This is a genomic window from Streptomyces asiaticus, from assembly GCF_018138715.1.
Lineage (GTDB): Bacteria > Actinomycetota > Actinomycetes > Streptomycetales > Streptomycetaceae > Streptomyces > Streptomyces asiaticus.
This window is the reverse complement of record NZ_JAGSHX010000006.1, coordinates 2,891,002-2,906,362: the sequence shown is the minus strand read 5'-3', so window position 1 is coordinate 2,906,362 and position 15,361 is coordinate 2,891,002. Positions and strand designations below refer to the sequence as shown.

At 65.5% G+C, this 15,361-nt stretch carries 20 protein-coding genes and 1 tRNA gene; 20 read left to right on the top strand and 1 reads right to left on the bottom strand.

Features of this window, described 5'->3' with window-relative positions:
• Nucleotides 1-239: 239 nt before the first annotated feature.
• Nucleotides 240-1,919 (top strand): recombinase family protein, encoded by a 1,680-nt coding sequence (locus KHP12_RS20135; protein ID WP_211833346.1) that lies wholly within the window; start codon nt 240-242, stop codon nt 1,917-1,919.
• A 1,234-nt stretch (nt 1,920-3,153) separates the two neighbouring features.
• On the opposite strand, the gene KHP12_RS20130 is transcribed toward KHP12_RS20135, so the two are convergent.
• A complete protein-coding gene (locus tag KHP12_RS20130) occupies nt 3,154-3,774 on the bottom strand; it encodes a DUF4352 domain-containing protein (RefSeq protein WP_211833345.1) in 621 nt (206 codons plus the stop codon).
• 70 nt (nt 3,775-3,844) lie between these two features.
• Here KHP12_RS20130 and KHP12_RS20125 point away from each other — a divergent pair.
• The 19 genes from KHP12_RS20125 (at nt 3,845) to KHP12_RS20035 (ending at nt 15,289) form a co-directional block, all read left to right on the top strand.
• Nucleotides 3,845-3,920, top strand: a tRNA-Pro gene (locus tag KHP12_RS20125).
• Between the two features lie 150 nt (nt 3,921-4,070).
• Complete coding sequence (locus tag KHP12_RS20120) at nt 4,071-4,388, top strand: HNH endonuclease (RefSeq protein ID WP_211833343.1); 318 nt, start codon at nt 4,071-4,073, stop codon at nt 4,386-4,388.
• A gap of 135 nt (nt 4,389-4,523) precedes the next feature.
• Entirely contained in the window at nt 4,524-4,781 is a 258-nt protein-coding gene (locus KHP12_RS20115) for a hypothetical protein (RefSeq protein ID WP_246648665.1), read from the top strand.
• 264 nt (nt 4,782-5,045) lie between these two features.
• A complete protein-coding gene (locus KHP12_RS20110; protein ID WP_211833341.1) occupies nt 5,046-5,645 on the top strand; it encodes a DNA primase in 600 nt (199 codons plus the stop codon).
• Nucleotides 5,646-5,693: 48 nt separating this feature from the next.
• Nucleotides 5,694-5,849, top strand: a complete 156-nt coding sequence (locus KHP12_RS20105; protein WP_211833339.1) for a hypothetical protein — start codon at nt 5,694-5,696, stop codon at nt 5,847-5,849.
• Entirely contained in the window at nt 5,849-6,307 is a 459-nt protein-coding gene (locus KHP12_RS20100) for a phage terminase small subunit (protein WP_246648660.1), read from the top strand. The genes KHP12_RS20105 and KHP12_RS20100 overlap by 1 nt, the downstream gene beginning before the upstream one ends.
• A gap of 80 nt (nt 6,308-6,387) precedes the next feature.
• On the top strand, nt 6,388-8,025 hold the full coding sequence (locus KHP12_RS20095) for a terminase large subunit domain-containing protein (RefSeq protein WP_246648657.1): 1,638 nt from the start codon (nt 6,388-6,390) through the stop codon (nt 8,023-8,025).
• 13 nt (nt 8,026-8,038) lie between these two features.
• Nucleotides 8,039-9,562, top strand: coding sequence for a phage portal protein (locus KHP12_RS20090; RefSeq protein ID WP_211833336.1), 1,524 nt, complete (start codon nt 8,039-8,041; stop codon nt 9,560-9,562).
• A gap of 40 nt (nt 9,563-9,602) precedes the next feature.
• A complete protein-coding gene (locus KHP12_RS20085; RefSeq protein ID WP_308289466.1) occupies nt 9,603-10,352 on the top strand; it encodes a hypothetical protein in 750 nt (249 codons plus the stop codon).
• 44 nt (nt 10,353-10,396) lie between these two features.
• Complete coding sequence (locus tag KHP12_RS20080; protein WP_246648650.1) at nt 10,397-11,053, top strand: hypothetical protein; 657 nt, start codon at nt 10,397-10,399, stop codon at nt 11,051-11,053.
• Nucleotides 11,054-11,076: 23 nt separating this feature from the next.
• The gene (locus tag KHP12_RS20075; RefSeq protein ID WP_211833332.1) at nt 11,077-11,475 is read left to right on the top strand and encodes a head decoration protein; all 399 of its coding nucleotides are present in this window, start codon (nt 11,077-11,079) and stop codon (nt 11,473-11,475) included.
• Between the two features lie 15 nt (nt 11,476-11,490).
• On the top strand, nt 11,491-12,510 hold the full coding sequence (locus tag KHP12_RS20070; RefSeq protein WP_211833330.1) for a major capsid protein: 1,020 nt from the start codon (nt 11,491-11,493) through the stop codon (nt 12,508-12,510).
• Nucleotides 12,511-12,533: 23 nt separating this feature from the next.
• Nucleotides 12,534-12,776, top strand: coding sequence for a hypothetical protein (locus KHP12_RS20065; protein ID WP_211835029.1), 243 nt, complete (start codon nt 12,534-12,536; stop codon nt 12,774-12,776).
• Nucleotides 12,777-12,801: 25 nt separating this feature from the next.
• Complete coding sequence (locus KHP12_RS20060; protein WP_246648644.1) at nt 12,802-13,134, top strand: hypothetical protein; 333 nt, start codon at nt 12,802-12,804, stop codon at nt 13,132-13,134.
• Nucleotides 13,135-13,259: 125 nt separating this feature from the next.
• Nucleotides 13,260-13,490, top strand: a complete 231-nt coding sequence (locus KHP12_RS51140; RefSeq protein WP_246648642.1) for a hypothetical protein — start codon at nt 13,260-13,262, stop codon at nt 13,488-13,490.
• Nucleotides 13,490-13,852 (top strand): HK97 gp10 family phage protein, encoded by a 363-nt coding sequence (locus tag KHP12_RS20050; protein ID WP_211833326.1) that lies wholly within the window; start codon nt 13,490-13,492, stop codon nt 13,850-13,852. Before KHP12_RS51140 ends, KHP12_RS20050 begins: the two co-directional genes overlap by 1 nt.
• A complete protein-coding gene (locus KHP12_RS20045) occupies nt 13,842-14,210 on the top strand; it encodes a hypothetical protein (RefSeq protein ID WP_211833324.1) in 369 nt (122 codons plus the stop codon). Before KHP12_RS20050 ends, KHP12_RS20045 begins: the two co-directional genes overlap by 11 nt.
• 68 nt (nt 14,211-14,278) lie before the next feature.
• Entirely contained in the window at nt 14,279-14,872 is a 594-nt protein-coding gene (locus tag KHP12_RS20040; protein WP_211833322.1) for a phage tail tube protein, read from the top strand.
• A 96-nt stretch (nt 14,873-14,968) separates the two neighbouring features.
• On the top strand, nt 14,969-15,289 hold the full coding sequence (locus KHP12_RS20035) for a hypothetical protein (protein WP_211833321.1): 321 nt from the start codon (nt 14,969-14,971) through the stop codon (nt 15,287-15,289).
• The last annotated feature ends 72 nt before the right edge of the window (nt 15,290-15,361 follow it).

Genomic DNA, 15,361 nt, shown 5'->3' with positions numbered 1-15,361 from the left:
CGGCCCCTGCGGCGCGCTCTGCGCCGGGCTCTGCTGAGGCGGCTGAGGCGGTTGGGGCGGCTGTGGCGGCCCGTACGGATTGGGTGTTTCCCCCGGTGTCGACATGACGTGAACATACCCGAATTAACCGCGAAAGCCCCGCGCTGTCCTGGGGAAAAGGACAGGCGCGGGGCCTTCGTATCGATCAAGTGCGCCGCACCCGCGTGGCGAACGCGAACTGTGCCGAGTATCATCCCATCATGAATCCGTTTCCGCTGCACACGGGGCAGCGCATCGTGGATGAGCCAGGGTTCGGACGACTTCGCGTCGTTGGGGCTGTGCGGCTGAGCAAGTACACCGACGCGTCGACGTCGCCAGAAGTTCAGACAGAACTCATCACGGAGACCGCCAACGCCATAGGCGGGGACCTCGTCGGGTGGGCCAACGACGTTGACATCTCGGCTCTCAAGACTACGCCGTGGGAACGGGAGCAACTATCCCACTGGCTCAACAACCCTGACTTGTGGGACGTCCTGACGTGGCAACGGATGGACCGGGCGGTTCGCTCCATGGCGGACATGGCGGATCTTGGCCGGTTCGCTAAGCAGCACGGAAAGCGGCTCATCTTCGCGTCGGGTCCCGGAGGCGGGCGCCTGGAACTGGACTTCAGCTCTCCCATGTCCGAGCTGATCATGCTCATCCTCGCGTTCGCCGCTCAGCTCGAAGGCCAGACGATCATGGAGCGGAACAAGGGGGCGGCAGCGCATCTTCAGTCGCTCGGGAGGTGGGCCGGCGGAATCATCCCGTACGGCACCATCCCTGTCCGCAAAACCTTCCCCGACGGGAACGAAGGGTGGTGGCTGGCGCGGGACGTCGACCTGACGTGGAACCACATCGTAGAAATGGTTGGCCTGGGGATCGCGGGGGAGGCGTACACCGCGATTCAGGAGCACCTGGACGCACACAAGGTGATCACTCCGAAGAACCACCGTGCTCGCCTGGCCAAGCCTCCTCGGAAGCACGACCCCGAAAGCCGCTGGCGCGACACGACAGTGCGGGACATCCTGCTCTCCCCAGCCCTGCGCGGGTACCTCGTCCGCGAAGACGGGACGGTCGTACGGGACAGCAAGGGGGGCCCTGTGATGCAAGGTGAGCCGCTGATCGACGACGAGACGTGGTTCAGACTCCAAGCGGCCCTGAAAGAGCGCTCGTCACCGAATGCCGGAGTGTCGAAGCGGAAGGACGCTCATCCGCTGCTGGGGATCATCGAGTGCGATGAGTGCGACCACAACATGTACGCAGGGTGGGTACGGGAGCGTCGCACCCGTCGGAAGACGATCACGCAGGACGGAACGCCGGTGCCGAATCCTCCAGCGCTGTCGGTAACCGAAAACAAGGGGCGTCGTCACCTCTTCCGGTGTAAGGGTGACGACCACGAGAAGGGCGTTCCCGCGCCGAACATCCCCGTAGAGCCGACGCTTGAATGGGTGGACAAGGAGTTCATGCGCCGACTGGGACGCTTCCGGCGGACGGAGATCGTCAAGACAGGCGGCGTCGACAACCGCCCGGCGATCCAGGAACTCCGAGCCGACATCGAGGCTCTGACGAAGCAGATGCTGAAGCTCCGCGGCGCAGCGCAGGACGCAGCAGCGGATCAGTTGAATGGCATGAGCGACACCCTGGCGGAGCTGGAGAAGGTTCCGTATCGAGCCCCGGAGGAGCGGATCGTGCAGCTCGACCGGACATGGGGCGACGACTGGACGGCCGCTGAGTGGCCGGAGCGACGTCAGATGCTGGTGTCGGCCGGCGTCAAGATCCGTGTGGGCCGCGCGACCGGATGGCGACGTCCCGTCGGGGAGCGGCTGACGTTCCTCGTCGGCGAGCACATTGACCCCGTGGAAGACGCTGAGGCGGAGGCGCTGCATCAGGCGATGCTCTGAGGTAACGAGTAGATAACGAATGACGGCGCGTCGGGGCTCATCCTCGGCGCGCTGTCGTCGTCCTCGCGTCCTCGCTGACTGGAACGTCGGCGGAAGCGGAAGGTAGCGCTCATCCACAGGAGGGTGTGGATAACTACCGCAAGTGATTGATTCTAAGGTTGCCGTTACTTACCGTGGTTGTGTAGGTCATTTTGAGGGTCAGAGTGTCAAACTAGACCCCTATTTCTAACTCTCTCTACACGCGTTAGAAGGAGTTGAAAATAGGGGTCTAATTTGACCCTTCTGACCCCAGTTTGCATTTCCGCAGGTGGAGGACGAGGCGGCCTGTTCGACGGTCAGTCGGCGCCAAACCAAGATCTGTGCCCCATAACAGTAGTAGGGCAGGAGAACGGCGACCGTCGCGAGTGGCGGGCGGTCCTCTCCTGCCCGCCCTCGTCCGGTGCCGCTCCTGCGCTCCCCGTCCTCTCCTCCGGGTTGAAGCGCGGTCGAGCGGCGCCGGATGCTCGATAGGTTTCCCGTGTGCGTCCAGGGGACGTGCGACGGGGAAGTGGTCGCGTGCCCCGAGGCTGGCCTAGAGGGTGACACTGCCAAGATCCTTACCCGTCCGGCAAGTGGGCGAAGGGTGGGACCGCGGGTTCGAATCCCGTCGAGATCACAGAGGTGCGTCCCGTGCGTGACTTCGAAGCGCGCGCACTGAGTAGCGTCCTATCGCGCGGACACCGCCGGTAGGCCGCAACGCTGTCCGACGGCGGGACCCGGGCAGCACCAAGGGTAGATAGGCGAGCGTAGCCCGGTTCGATTCCGGGCGTCCCTCTGGCGAGGGTGTGAGGTTCGATTCCTCTTGACCATGGTGGCGAATAGGCGAGGGGCGCTGCCCTGATGACCCGCGCAGAGCGGTTCGACTCCGCTCCTACCCACTGCGGGCCCGCTTCCTAGGATGCGAGGGTCTGCTCGCTGTGCAACCGCAGGAGCGCAGACGGGACCTGGTTGGCGATTACACGCGATCGTCCGCGCGAGTGCCCCCTAAAGCTGCTGTGCGCTGAGTGCTTGACACGCCCCGTACGGGGACACCGGGTGAGAGTCCCGGAGCGCACAGAGGGCGTGGCCTGAGTCAGTGACCTGGGGCAGACCGGGAGCTGACGGGCGCGACGCCCAACACCCTAGGCAGGGCAAAGACCAGAGCGCTTCGACGCCCTACACATGGCTGTGACGGCCGCCCTGCCTAGCTGAACCCCTACTTGGGCAGCTTCACGACGAACGTCGGACCCTCGCCCGGATCGTCACCCCCGACGTAACTCACCCTCCCGCCCCGACGGGCGACGTCGAGGACGAGCGAGCCCGTGACGGCCTGGCCTGGCTTATACGTCGTATCGAGATCCGGCCCATCGCCGACGCCTTCGAGCGTGCTGGCGTCCTGTGCGGCCGTCTTGTCGTCTTCCCACTTCATCATGCCGTAGGTCATGATCTCGGCTGGAGCCGTGCCGACGTTCTTCAGCGTGAGCGTCAGCTTCACGTACTGGCCTTGTTCCGGCTCGTTCGTCGTGTCCACCTCGGCCGGCGTCACATACTTCGCGCTGACGGCAGTGACTTGCATCTTGGTCGTCACCTTGTAGTTCTCGCCGTAGTCGTCTGTCTCGCCGACGTTGAACGTGCCCGTCTGACCAACGGCGATCACCGGGGCCGCGGACTTCGAGGCTGACGGAGACGGCGACTCGTCGGCCGCTTTCTGTGCCGGTTTTGACGGGGCTTGTTGGGCGACGTCCGGGCCGTCGCTTTTCTCTGACGAGCAGCCCACCAGAACGGCCCCGAGAAGGGCCACAGACGCCGCTCTGACGGCGTACCGGGACTTGTGCATGGAATCCCCCCAAGGATCACGTGAACGGCTCCCCAAGCCGCCCGAGAGGGCTAAGTATGCACTGAAATCACGGGATGTGGCGCAGTAGGTAGCGCGTCCGGTTTGGGACCGGAAGGTCGCGTGTTCGAACCACGCCATCCCGACCACAGAAAAGGCCCTGCCAACGAATCGACAGGGCCTAAGCCTGGACCGTCCCGAATGAACCAGGGCGGCCCAGCACAGCGAACATACCAGCCAGCCCCGCCGCGGAGGACGACTCCCGCGCTGCGGGGCTGTTCCATTTCCGGGGAGGCGTGATGGCGTGGTCCAACAGCAACCGACGTGCCAGCCTCCCGAAGAACTGGCCGGCCACCGTGCGCAGGATCAAGCGGCGTGATGGCTATCGCTGTACCACCGTGTTCGAGACGACCGGTCGTTGCACGCAGCCAGGCACTGACGTGGACCACGTGGTCCCTGCCTCGCTCGGTGGGTCTGACGATGACAGCAACCTGACGTTGCTATGCCGTTGGTGCCACGACCGTAAGAGCGCCCGTGAAGGTGGCACAGCAGCGGGGCTAAAGCGTGTGCGCACACAGCGCCCATTGACTACACACCCTGCGTTGGAGGACGACTGATGGCCACGTGTCCACGTGCACGCACACAGGGCTGGGCTAAGGGCGGCGCACTGCCACGGTGTCGGTGCTACGACGCACCCACACTGAGCCCGCGCATGGCGGCCCTGGTGTGGGCGGCCAGTGGGAGGCGTGCCCATGGGTAGCGGCATGGGTGCCCACGTGGAGGTGGTGGAGCCCGACCACGAGCCTGGCACAGGCGTGCTCGCCATGTCCGTCAGGGTCAATGGCGTTGACGTTGGTCGACTCGCTGAAGCACCGAAGATTGATCTTGGCAACGGAAGAGATCGGCAAGCGACGATCACGCTCGTGCTCGTACCGTCACGCGTGGACGTTCGAGGGGACGACGATGATCGTCCTGACGGCGTCACGATCGGCTTCGCGGCCGGTCCATGATCGCCCGACCATGATCACCCCAGGGGGTGATCTTGGTCCCCAAGATCAGTAGACCGTACAGGTGCTGGGCATCGCGGTCTGTACGGGTCTGGAGGATGTGGCTGAGGCGTCCACAGGCGCCCGCTGGGCGGCCGAACGTGGCCTTGCTGGACTGATCTGACCCCCGATTCGGGAGGCGGACGTACAGCGATCCGACATGGAGTCGCTACACAAACGCGCAGGTCAAGCCTTGTATTACCGTTACACGCCGTGTAGGATGGAGCCATGAACACACGGACTTGCGAGCAGTGCACCGCCCACCTCGGCGCGCGCCACTCGCACCGTGCGCGCTTCTGCTCTACGCGTTGTCGCGTTGCTGCGCACCGTGCGCGGAAGGCGAACGCGATTCCCCACGAGCTGACGACCCGCGACAGGTGGGTCCGACGCGCCGCGGACAAGACGCCGCTCACGATTGCCGGCAGGGCAGCGAGCAGCACCAACCCGCGGACGTGGAGCAAGTACAAGGACGCCACCGCTTCGGCGGCTGGCGTCGGTCTGGGCTTCGTCCTGAGCGACGTCGACGACATCGTCTGTCTGGACCTGGATCACTGCATCAACACGCTCACGGGCCGACTGGCGCCGTGGGCCGCAGCCATCCTCCGCGACGCGGGGACCACCTACGTAGAGGTCTCCCCGTCCGGCGACGGCTTGCACATCTTCGGGAAGGCCGACGTCCGACAGGGACGCCGTATCCGACGCCCCGACGGTACGGCCGTGGAGGTTTACGGCACTGGCCGGTACATCGCAATGACGGGACGCCGACATGGCCACTGCCCGTCGATCCTCGCGGACCTCTCCGCGGTGGTTTCCAAGCTGACGGCGTAGCCCCCGACATGGGACGGCGCTGCCGTTCCTGACCCGGGAGGTACCCCGATGGCTTCGATGCCGCATTTCATCATGGAAGACGGCGAGTTTCGCGAGTTCACCGACGAGGATCTTCAGCGTCTACTGGATGCCTCACGCGATGCCGAAGCTCGACTTCGCGCCTCCGGTCAGTGGCTGTCTACGACGACCGTGGACGGTGACTGATGGCCGGCCGCGGACCTGCCCCCAAGGATCCATCGAAGCGCCGTCGGCGCAACGCCACCGAGCCACAGACCGTCATCACCCCTGACGATGAACTCCGCGGCCCCGAGCTGCCCGCGGGCGTTCTCGGTGAAGAGGACGGTGTCCCCGTCGAGTGGCACCCCATGACACAACTGTGGTGGGACTCCTGGCGCACGTCGCCACTGGCGCAGACGTTCATGGAGACGGACTGGCTCTTCCTCATCGACACGGCGCTGATGCACCACACCATGTGGGCGAAGGGCCGATGGGAGTTCGCTTCTGAGGTGCGCCTCAGGGCCGCCAAATTCGGCGCCACGCCGGAGGACAGAGCGAGGTTGAAGCTGAAGGTCGACGACCCCACAAACGGCCCTCAGAGGCCCGCACAGGCCCCCGCGGGAGTCACTGACATCACCTCGCGGCGAGCCCGCCTGACTGGTTAGGAAACCGGATGCCGCGCGCTGTCGTGCGCGCCCCCGGTCACGACCGTAACCGCTCCTTGGGGTGGCTCGCGGTTGCATGGATGGAGTACTTCGTCGTTCACGGTCCTGGTGACGTCCAGGGCGAGCCAGTGAGGCACGGAGATGAATACACCGGATTCGTCGTGGACTGCTACGCGGTTGACGAGGACGACGGCCGACTTCTCTACGACTCCGCGTTCTTTTCGCGCCCGAAGGGCTGCGATAAGAGCGGACTTGGAGCCCGCATCGGCCTATTCGAGGCGTTCGGCCCTGCCCGTTTCGCTGGCTGGGCTGACGGCGGAGAGGTCTACCGCGATCCGTGGGGACTTGGCTTTGAGTACGTCTACGAGTCCGGCGAGCCTATGGGGCAGCCGGTCAAGGTCCCGTACCTGCGCATCATGGCGACGGAAGAGGGCCAGACCGGGAACGTCTTCGACTCCATCTATTTCAACCTGACCGACGAGGCGTCGCCGCTGAGTCAGATACCCGGCGTCGACGTCGGGATTACCAGAATCAACCTTCCTGACGGCGGAGAGATCATGCCGTCTACCGCTTCGTCCTCGTCGAAGGACGGCGGTAAAGAGACGTGGGTATGTTTCGATGAGACCCACCTCTACAACACACCGGAATTGCGCAGGATGTACGCAACGGTTACGCGTAACCTACGCAAGCGTAAAAAGGGCGCACAGACGTGGTACCTGGAAACCACGACGATGTTTGCCCCGGGCCAAGACTCCGTTGCTGAGCGCACCTACGAGGAAGCCGAGGCAATCCGCGACGGCCGTAAGAAGCGCGGTCGGTCGCGTCTTATGTACGACCACCGCTGGGGCGAGTGCAAGAACCTGAAGAACGAGGCCGAGCTTCGGGCCGCCCTCGTAGACGCCTACGGCGACGCGATGGAGTGGATGGATCTTGAGTCGCTGATAGACGACTTCTACGACCTCCGGAACGACTCCGCCGACGGCCGACGGTACTTCCTGAACGACATGACGCCATCCTCTGACGCGTGGATGGACCCCGCAGCGTGGGCCCTGTGTCGACGTGCGGAGGAGATAGCCGCCGGCGAGCTGGTGACACTCGGCTTTGACGGTTCCATCCGTGACGACGCCACAGCGCTGACAGCCTGCCGCGTATCCGACGGTCACCTCATGCTCCTCGGTTGCTGGGAGAAACCAGAAGGCCCCGAAGGCGAGGGCTGGCAAGTTGACCGCGAATCTGTGGACAACGCCGTTGCTCGCGCCTTCGACCGTTACGAGGTTTGCGGCTTCTACGCCGACCCGCCGCACTGGCAGGACTACGTAGACCGCTGGACGGCCGACTTCGGAGCCGACCTCCAGGTTCGTGCCACGCAGGCCCGCCCCCTGGAATGGTGGACCAACCGCCCGACGGCGATGGAAAGCGCGCTCGACCGCTTTATGGAGGCGGTGGAGGACAAGGGCTTGAGCCACGCGGAAACGCTCGACCCCGACGACCCGTCGGGGGCCCTGCGCCGCGGAGCCACGCTCTCCCGTCACGTGAAGAACGCGCGTCGTCGGCCGATGGGCCGTAACCACATGGGCATCGGCAAGGAACACGCCAAGAGCCCGAAAAAGATCGATGCCGCCATGTCCGCTGTCCTCGCCTACGAATGCCGCGCTGACGCAGTGGCCGCCGGAATCACGAAGCGCAAGAAGCGCTCGTCCAAGCTCGTAGCCTTCTGAAAGGGGGCCATGCATGGCCATTGACGCCAGTACGCCAGAGTCCCCCGGATGGTGGCTTCAGCGGCTCGGGAAGCGGATGCTCGACGAGCGCGCGGACGACCGCGACGCCGACGGGGAAATAACACCGGGGCTCGACACCCTGCGGGCGTACGCCGAAGGTCGGCCGCCGCTTCCGCACGTGCCGGGTGTCGACCCACGCGAAGCGCGTGAGTGGATGCGGGACGCGCGTACCAACTGGACGTCACTCGTCATCGACTCGCCGACTGAGCGCATGCACGTCGACGGTTTCCGCTTCGGCGGCGACGACGACGAGAGCGCGAAGTCCGCGGACGAGGACGCTAACCGCATCTGGCAGGAAAACGCGATGGACGCGGATGCCGACCTGGTCCACTACGGGGCGCTGTCGCAGCGACGAGCGTTCGTGTTGGTCGAGAAGGGTGACGATGGCCGACCGCTGCTCTCTCACGAGACACCGCGACAGGTGGCCGTGGAGCACGCGCAGGGCAACCGTCGGAAGCTTGCTGCGGGGCTGAAGCTGTGGCGCGACGACTGGACGGGCCGCACCGTGGCCACGCTATGGACCCCCGACGAAATCCGCCACTTCACCACGAAGAGCCAGACGCCGACGTTCAGTGGCCGCTCCGCCACGCTCCAGCAGTGGGATGCGATGGCACTTCCGAACGCTGAGGACGGCACCGAGCGCAACGAGCTGGGCATGGTCCCGCTCGTCCCCTTCATCAACCGGCGCAACCGTCGGCCGGAAGGGTTCGCGGAGCATGAGGACGTTCTGAGCATTCAGAACCGAATCAACCTCTCGCTGATCAACCTCATCGCCGCCATGAAGTACGGCGCGTTCAGGCAGCGTTGGGCCGCGGGCCTGGTGGTTGACGAGGACCCCATCACAGGGCAGAAGATCCAGCCGTTCCAGCTTGACATCCGGAAGCTCTGGACGACCGACGACCACGAAACGAAGTTCGGCGAGTTCCAGGCAACCGACTTGCGCCCGTACGTCGCAGCCGTCGAATCCGCTGTTCAGGATCTCGCGGCCATCTCGCGCACGCCCCCGCACTACCTCTTGGGCCAGGTCGTCAACGTGAGCGGCCAGGCGCTGACGGCTGCGGAAACGGGCCTTGTGAGCAAGGTCAAGGACCGGCAGAGAGCGTTCGGCGAATCCTGGGAACAGGTCATGCGCCTTGCCTTCCGTGTGCTCGGCGACGATACCCGCGCCACGGCATGGAGCGCTGAAACGCTATGGCAGGACGCGGAATCGCGGACGGTCAGCGAACTGGCGGATGCCGCTGTGAAGAAGGCCAGTGCGGGTGTCCCGTGGCGTCAGCGCATGGAGGACATGCAGTACACGCCACAGCAGATCGACCGCATGGAAATCGACCGAGCTGCGGACGCGCTCAACGCCACCCCGACGTCAGACCCACAGCCGGCGCACCTCCAGGGCCAGGCGGACAACGGGAAGTCGCCGTTCGACGCGCGACCGGTGATCGGACGGAAGGCCGCTGAGAATGTCCCTAACGCGGCTTGACCGTCGATACGGCGCGCAGGTTCAGAGCGTTTGGGCGAGCGTGCTGGGACGCACTTCACGAGCGTGGACAGGGCTCGGATCGTGGCGTGATGCCGATGTACGCCGCTTCCAGCGGACCACGCTGCCTATCATCCTTGCCGGACAGCGCCAGGTGGCGAGCCTGACGGCCACGTACCTGGAGCAGCTTTACAAAGACATCGCCGACGAGTCGCGGCGCGTGTCCTTGGACCTGAACACTGTGACGGGCAAGGCGCTCCGTGGTGTGGATCCAGAAGAGGTGTATACACGCCCCTTCAAGGACGTGTGGACGGCCCTGAGTAACGGCGAGCCGCTAGACGTGGCAACGGAGCGCGGGGCCAATCGGCTGGAGATCATCATCAAGACGGATCTTCAGCTAGCTCGCACTCACACGGTGCGCGAGGTTGCCGACGAGCAGCCCGCCGTGGAGTACACCGTTCGAGAACTTCAGGGCGAGTACGACTGCGCGCTCTGCATCGTGGCGTCGACGCAGCGATACCACAAGCGTGATCTTGCGCCGATCCATCCCGGGTGCGATTGCCTGGTCAAGACGGTCAAGAGCGACTACGACCCCGGCCAGGTCATCGACGAAGCCAAGCTTGAAGCCATCCATGACGCTGTGGCGGAGGCGCTCGGCGACTACGACCGGGGCGGCCGGGCAATCGACTACCGAAAGATCATCGTGGCCAACGACCACGGTGAGATCGGGCCCGTTCTGGGCTTCAAGGGGCAGCGGTTCACCGGCCCCGACGACATCAATCTTCCGACCTGACGCCCGCCATGGGCCGACGACATCCCGACAGGGGAGCCATCAGCATGTCTCGACGTACCCGAGCGCGTTCCGCGCTGCTCACCTTCTCTGCCCAGCCGTGGACGCTCTTCGACGACGACCCGACTGCGGGTGGCGGAGGCGGTGGAGGCGGCAACACTCCGACCGTCAACGAGCACGGTTTCCCGGACAACACCCCCGTGGCGGAGATGGAGCCAACCCATCAGGCGGCGTACTGGAAGCACCACGCTCGCAAGCATGAGGCCCGCGCGAATGCTGCCCCCGACGCCGACGAGCTGAAGCGGCTCCGCGAACGTGACGAGCTGCTGAAGCAGCGCGAGACCGCGGACATGTCCGACGCCGACCGGCTGAAGGCAGAGGCGGACGCCGCACGTGCTGAGGCCGACGCCGCGAAGGCTGCTGCTGCCACCGCCACCGCGGAGCTTCTTCGCGTGCAGGTGGCCTCCGCGAAGAGCCTCACCCCCGCTCAGGCTGCGTGGCTCCAGGGCTCCACGAAGGAGGAGCTGGAGGCCAGCGCGGACAAGCTGCTTGCCGACTTCGGCGGCACCGGCCAGGGCGGGAGCAACAACGGCGGTGGCTCTGGTGCGCGTGCGGGTGGCCCGCGTGGCTCCGACGTCGGCGACACCAAGACCACTACCGCCACGGGCGCAGAGCTGTACCGCCAGCGCCACGGCAAGAACTGACCATCTAATACGGAGGAATCCGAATGGACCTCAGCCTCAAGACTGAGTCGTTCACCCAGGACCGTCGGGATTGGCTGGGGTCCGCCCACGGCACCGACGCACCTGTGAGCGCGACGCTCGACGTCAGCACCTTCACTCAGGCTACCCACTACCCGGACGGCTACATCAAGAGCGGGATCCCGCTGGGGAAGATCACCGCGTCCGGGAAGTACGGCCCCTACGACGACACGAAGACCGACGGACGTCAGACCTGCGTCGGCTTCCTCTTCACCGCTCAGGATGTCGTGTCGCCGCGTGGCGTCGTGTCTGCGTCGGTGGTCGGCTCGATGCTCGTCCACTGCTTCATCAAGGAATCCAAGCTTCCTGTGTCCATCGACGCCAACGGCAAGGCGGATCTCGCCGGCCGCGTCATCTTCGTCTGAGAGAGGTTGCCCTAGATGCAGCTCATCACTGAGTATGCGACCCCTGCGGAGCTGACCGGCTACGCTCGTGAGGCTCTGCGGGATCGCGAAGAGAACCAGTTCGGTCTGGAGCGCTGGCTCCCGAACGACACCGTGAACGACCTCAGCTACAGGTTCACGCGTGGCGGTGGCGGCCTCACTGAGGCGGCCACCTACCGGGCGTACGACGCTGAGTCGGACATCGCGACCCGCGAAGGCGGGGCTCGGGTGTCGGGCGAGCTGCCACCCATGAGCCGAAAGCTCCCGGTTGGCGAGTACGAGCGGATCAAGCGCCGGAACGTCGACTCGCAGCGCGAGGAGATCCGGAACGCGATGATGTCCGACTCCGAGAAGCTGGTAGACCAGCTCCGGGCCCGTGTCGAGCTTGCCCGCGGGGCGGCTCTCTTCGGCGCAGCCGTCAACCTGAACGAGAACAACGTTCAGGGTGGCGTGGACTTCGGCCGCAACCCGGCCCACAGCGTCACGGCTGCCACTCTGTGGTCGGACCTGACGAACTCCAAGCCGCTGGACGACCTCCAGGCGTGGATGGACGTCTACAACGACACGAACGGCACTCTCCCGCGGTACGTCATGATGTCGCGGCAGATCTACAACCTTCTGCGCCGGTCCGCGCAGCTCACCAAGTTGAGCACCACGGGTGCGACTGCTCCCGGTGTCCTGACGAAGTCGGGGCTGGAGACGCTGCTCAGCGACTACGACGTGCCCGAGATCGTCATCTACGACGCGAAGGTGTCCGTGGGCGGCTCTGCCACCCGCATCACTCCGCAGGACAAGATCTGTTTCCTGCCGGAGCAGGGTCCCAGCGCCGGGCGCACCCTGTGGGGCGTCCCCGTCGAGGCCGACGACCCGCGGTATGGGCTGGGCGGTAGCGAGGCTGGTATCGCCGTCGGCGCGTACAAGTCGGAGGACCCGCAGACCGTGTGGACTCGTGCCACCGCGATCGTCCTCCCCGTTGTGGCTGCCCCTGACCTGACCTTCCAGGCCGACGTCCTCTGACCTGAAACGCGAGGCATTCACGCATGGCAACGCTTAACAGCAACGTCCACGTGACGGACGCGAAGGGCGTGACCCACGTGTTCGGCCCCGCGGACGAGGTCCCGACGTGGGCGCAGGCCCTCATCACCAACCCGAAGGCGTGGGCGGAGCCGCCTGTCATCGACGAGGCCCCGGACTCTGCGCCGGCCCCGGCGAAGAAGGCTCCCGCCAAGCGCGCTCCCGCGCGACGGAAGGCGGCGAACGGTGGCACTGGTACCAGCGGATGACCTCCGCACGCTGACAGGACGCGCCTTGACCGACGCACAGTGCGCGTTGGCCGCCACGCTGACGGAGGACGCCATCCGCGGGGAGGTGGGGGACCGACTGACGGATCCGCCACAGCCCGGGGTGTCTTCCGTGGCGTTGGCGGTGGCCGCTCGTGTGCTCACCAACCCTGGCGGTGTTCGGTCGGAGCAAGCGGGCGGCATGCTCATCAGCTACGCCGACGCGCAGACAGGAGTAGTCCTCAGCGACGACGAACGCCGACGGCTCCGCCGCGCGGTTGGCCTGGCGTCCGGCGCCGGGATGCTCGACATCAGCCCCAACGACGCGTGTGCGCAAACTGTTTTGCGCACGGTCTGGTGAGCCTTATCGGCGCAGTGATGTCGGAGACGTGGTACGTCGAGCGGGCCGGGGAGATGGTGCGGGATTCCACTGGATCTCTCACCCCCGGCCCCCCGGTGCGCATCCGAGTAGACCACTGCGCAGTCATGAGCCCCTACGGCGTGACGGTGGGCAGCTCCTCAGAGACGCACGACGCGTCGAACACCGTGACGACGAGGCGCGTCTTCGCGGCCCCGCTCGGCACTGACGTCCGTCCCGCGGACCGCATCGTCAATGAAGACGGAACGGAGAAGTGGGAAGTCGTGGGCCGTCCGCTGATCTTCCCGCTGACGTCGCTCGCGCGAGTCGAAGCCACGCTGAAGGAGGTGACCGGCTGATGGCATACCGATCGAAGTACACCGGTCGATACGGCGGGATGGGCCGGATGCTCTCCCGCCCATGGCTGCACCGTCCGTGCAAGGAAGCAGCCGTCAAGATAATGGCAGCCGCGCAGGCAAACTCGCCGACAGGCACCCCGCCTGATGACCGGCACCCTGGCTTGTACCGGGCGTCATTCGACGTGGTCCCGATCTTCAAGAACGTGCCGTTCCGCGGGAAGCCTCGCAATCGCTCCGGTGCTCGCGTCATGAACACCGCGCCGCACGCGCGGATCGTGGAGTACGGCAACAGCAAGACGCCTCGGTTTGCGGTGTTCCGGACGGCCATCGACGACGTCAAGGCGGCGAACCGTGTCTCCTGACATCGAGGCCGTGTTGGCGCCGTGGGCGGAAGCCACCTTCGACGTGTTCGGCTGTGCCGAGACACCTGGCGATCTCGTCGAGCGCCTCCCTGTTGTTCGTGTGCAACGCGTTGGCGGGCTAGGCGAGCGGTTCACAGACCATCCCCGCGTCGACGTCGATGTGTTTGCCGCGACGGCCGACGAGGCTCGGGCCCTGTCGAACACCATCCGGGACGCGCTTATTTTCCTCCGCGGCCCCGTGAACGGCGCTGTGATCCGAAGTGTGCGCTGTGACTCCGGGCCGTCGTCACGGCCATGGGCCAACGAGACCATCCATCGACGTGGCGCCACCTACACCGTGAGCCTCCGGGCCGCGTAATTCCCTGAATCCATCAGCCCTCGAATTCCTTCGGGAATCGGGGGCTTTCGTATGCCTGGAGGCAACGCATGGCGGACACTCGCGATGCAGATCTGACTTATGGCGCCACAGACTATCTCGTCTATGTCGCGCCTCTGAACACTGTCGCCCCGACCGATTTCGCGGACCCCACCACTGCGTGGGTTAACGCGGGGTGGGTTACCACCGAGGGCGGGCTGTTCAAGATGGACGAGGAAAGCAAGGACATCGAGGCGGCCGGTTCGCAGGAGCCGATCCGGACTCTGATGACCAAGAACACCAAGTCCGTTCAGGTCACTTTCCTGGAGGCCCTGAACCCCATCGTTCGGAGCCTGTACGACAACGTCCCCGTGGCTTCCCTGGAGCCCACCACGGACACCGTTACGTACGCGCTTCCCGACAAGCCCAACGATCTTCGCTACGCGTTCGTCTTCGACTCCATGGACGGCAGTAAGCGACTTCGCTTCTACATGCCGAACGGCAAGGTGGTCGAACGGGGCGACGAGCAGGGGCAGACCGACGACGCGATGTCGGTGCAGATGACGTTCCGCTTCTACAAGGGCGCGTCGAACGCTGCGGCCGTTACCCGCTCCATCAAGTACGGCGGCGTGGACGTCACCCGGTTCTTCCCGGTCGGCCCGTAACGAGCCAGCGGGGCCTGTATCTGCGCGGGTCCGGGCCCCGCTTCATTTTTTCGACCCGCGCCAGCAATTCAACTCTGACTTAGGAGACCCGCGCCCATGACCGAACTGACTCCCGCTGAGGCTCAGGAGATCGAGGCCACCGACGGCTACGTGGCGGCCGAGCTGTGCGGCGTGACGCTGCACGTCAAGCCCGCCGGCCAGTGGCGGCCGAGCTACCTCCGCTCGCTCCGTGAGGGCGACTACGACACGTGGGCCGTCGGCGTGATGAGCACCGAGGACGCCGCGAAGTTCGTCGAGCTGGACGCCACCTTCGACGAGATCGCCGAGTTCACCAGCGCAGCCATGGGCACCGCTGGAGAGACCCCGGGAAAGTCTGGTGGACGCTCGCCACGCTCGAGGACCACGCGGAAGCGCTAGAGGCGGATCTGGCGTTCCGCGGTGTTGACCTCCTTGACGTCTACCGCGGACGCCTTTCCATGCGCCGACTGC

Excerpts from the sequence above, each read along its gene's own strand:
- KHP12_RS20135 (WP_211833346.1), top strand. The coding sequence starts at position 240 with ATGAATCCGTTTCCGCTGCACACGGGGCAGCGCATCGTGGATGAGCCA.
- KHP12_RS20130 (WP_211833345.1), bottom strand. The coding sequence starts at position 3,774 with ATGCACAAGTCCCGGTACGCCGTCAGAGCGGCGTCTGTGGCCCTTCTC.
- KHP12_RS20120 (WP_211833343.1), top strand. The coding sequence starts at position 4,071 with ATGGCGTGGTCCAACAGCAACCGACGTGCCAGCCTCCCGAAGAACTGG.
- KHP12_RS20115 (WP_246648665.1), top strand. The coding sequence starts at position 4,524 with ATGGGTAGCGGCATGGGTGCCCACGTGGAGGTGGTGGAGCCCGACCAC.
- KHP12_RS20110 (WP_211833341.1), top strand. The coding sequence starts at position 5,046 with ATGAACACACGGACTTGCGAGCAGTGCACCGCCCACCTCGGCGCGCGC.
- KHP12_RS20105 (WP_211833339.1), top strand. The coding sequence starts at position 5,694 with ATGGCTTCGATGCCGCATTTCATCATGGAAGACGGCGAGTTTCGCGAG.
- KHP12_RS20100 (WP_246648660.1), top strand. The coding sequence starts at position 5,849 with ATGGCCGGCCGCGGACCTGCCCCCAAGGATCCATCGAAGCGCCGTCGG.
- KHP12_RS20095 (WP_246648657.1), top strand. The coding sequence starts at position 6,388 with ATGGAGTACTTCGTCGTTCACGGTCCTGGTGACGTCCAGGGCGAGCCA.
- KHP12_RS20090 (WP_211833336.1), top strand. The coding sequence starts at position 8,039 with ATGGCCATTGACGCCAGTACGCCAGAGTCCCCCGGATGGTGGCTTCAG.
- KHP12_RS20080 (WP_246648650.1), top strand. The coding sequence starts at position 10,397 with ATGTCTCGACGTACCCGAGCGCGTTCCGCGCTGCTCACCTTCTCTGCC.
- KHP12_RS20075 (WP_211833332.1), top strand. The coding sequence starts at position 11,077 with ATGGACCTCAGCCTCAAGACTGAGTCGTTCACCCAGGACCGTCGGGAT.
- KHP12_RS20070 (WP_211833330.1), top strand. The coding sequence starts at position 11,491 with ATGCAGCTCATCACTGAGTATGCGACCCCTGCGGAGCTGACCGGCTAC.
- KHP12_RS20065 (WP_211835029.1), top strand. The coding sequence starts at position 12,534 with ATGGCAACGCTTAACAGCAACGTCCACGTGACGGACGCGAAGGGCGTG.
- KHP12_RS51140 (WP_246648642.1), top strand. The coding sequence starts at position 13,260 with ATGAGCCCCTACGGCGTGACGGTGGGCAGCTCCTCAGAGACGCACGAC.
- KHP12_RS20050 (WP_211833326.1), top strand. The coding sequence starts at position 13,490 with ATGGCATACCGATCGAAGTACACCGGTCGATACGGCGGGATGGGCCGG.
- KHP12_RS20040 (WP_211833322.1), top strand. The coding sequence starts at position 14,279 with ATGGCGGACACTCGCGATGCAGATCTGACTTATGGCGCCACAGACTAT.
- KHP12_RS20035 (WP_211833321.1), top strand. The coding sequence starts at position 14,969 with ATGACCGAACTGACTCCCGCTGAGGCTCAGGAGATCGAGGCCACCGAC.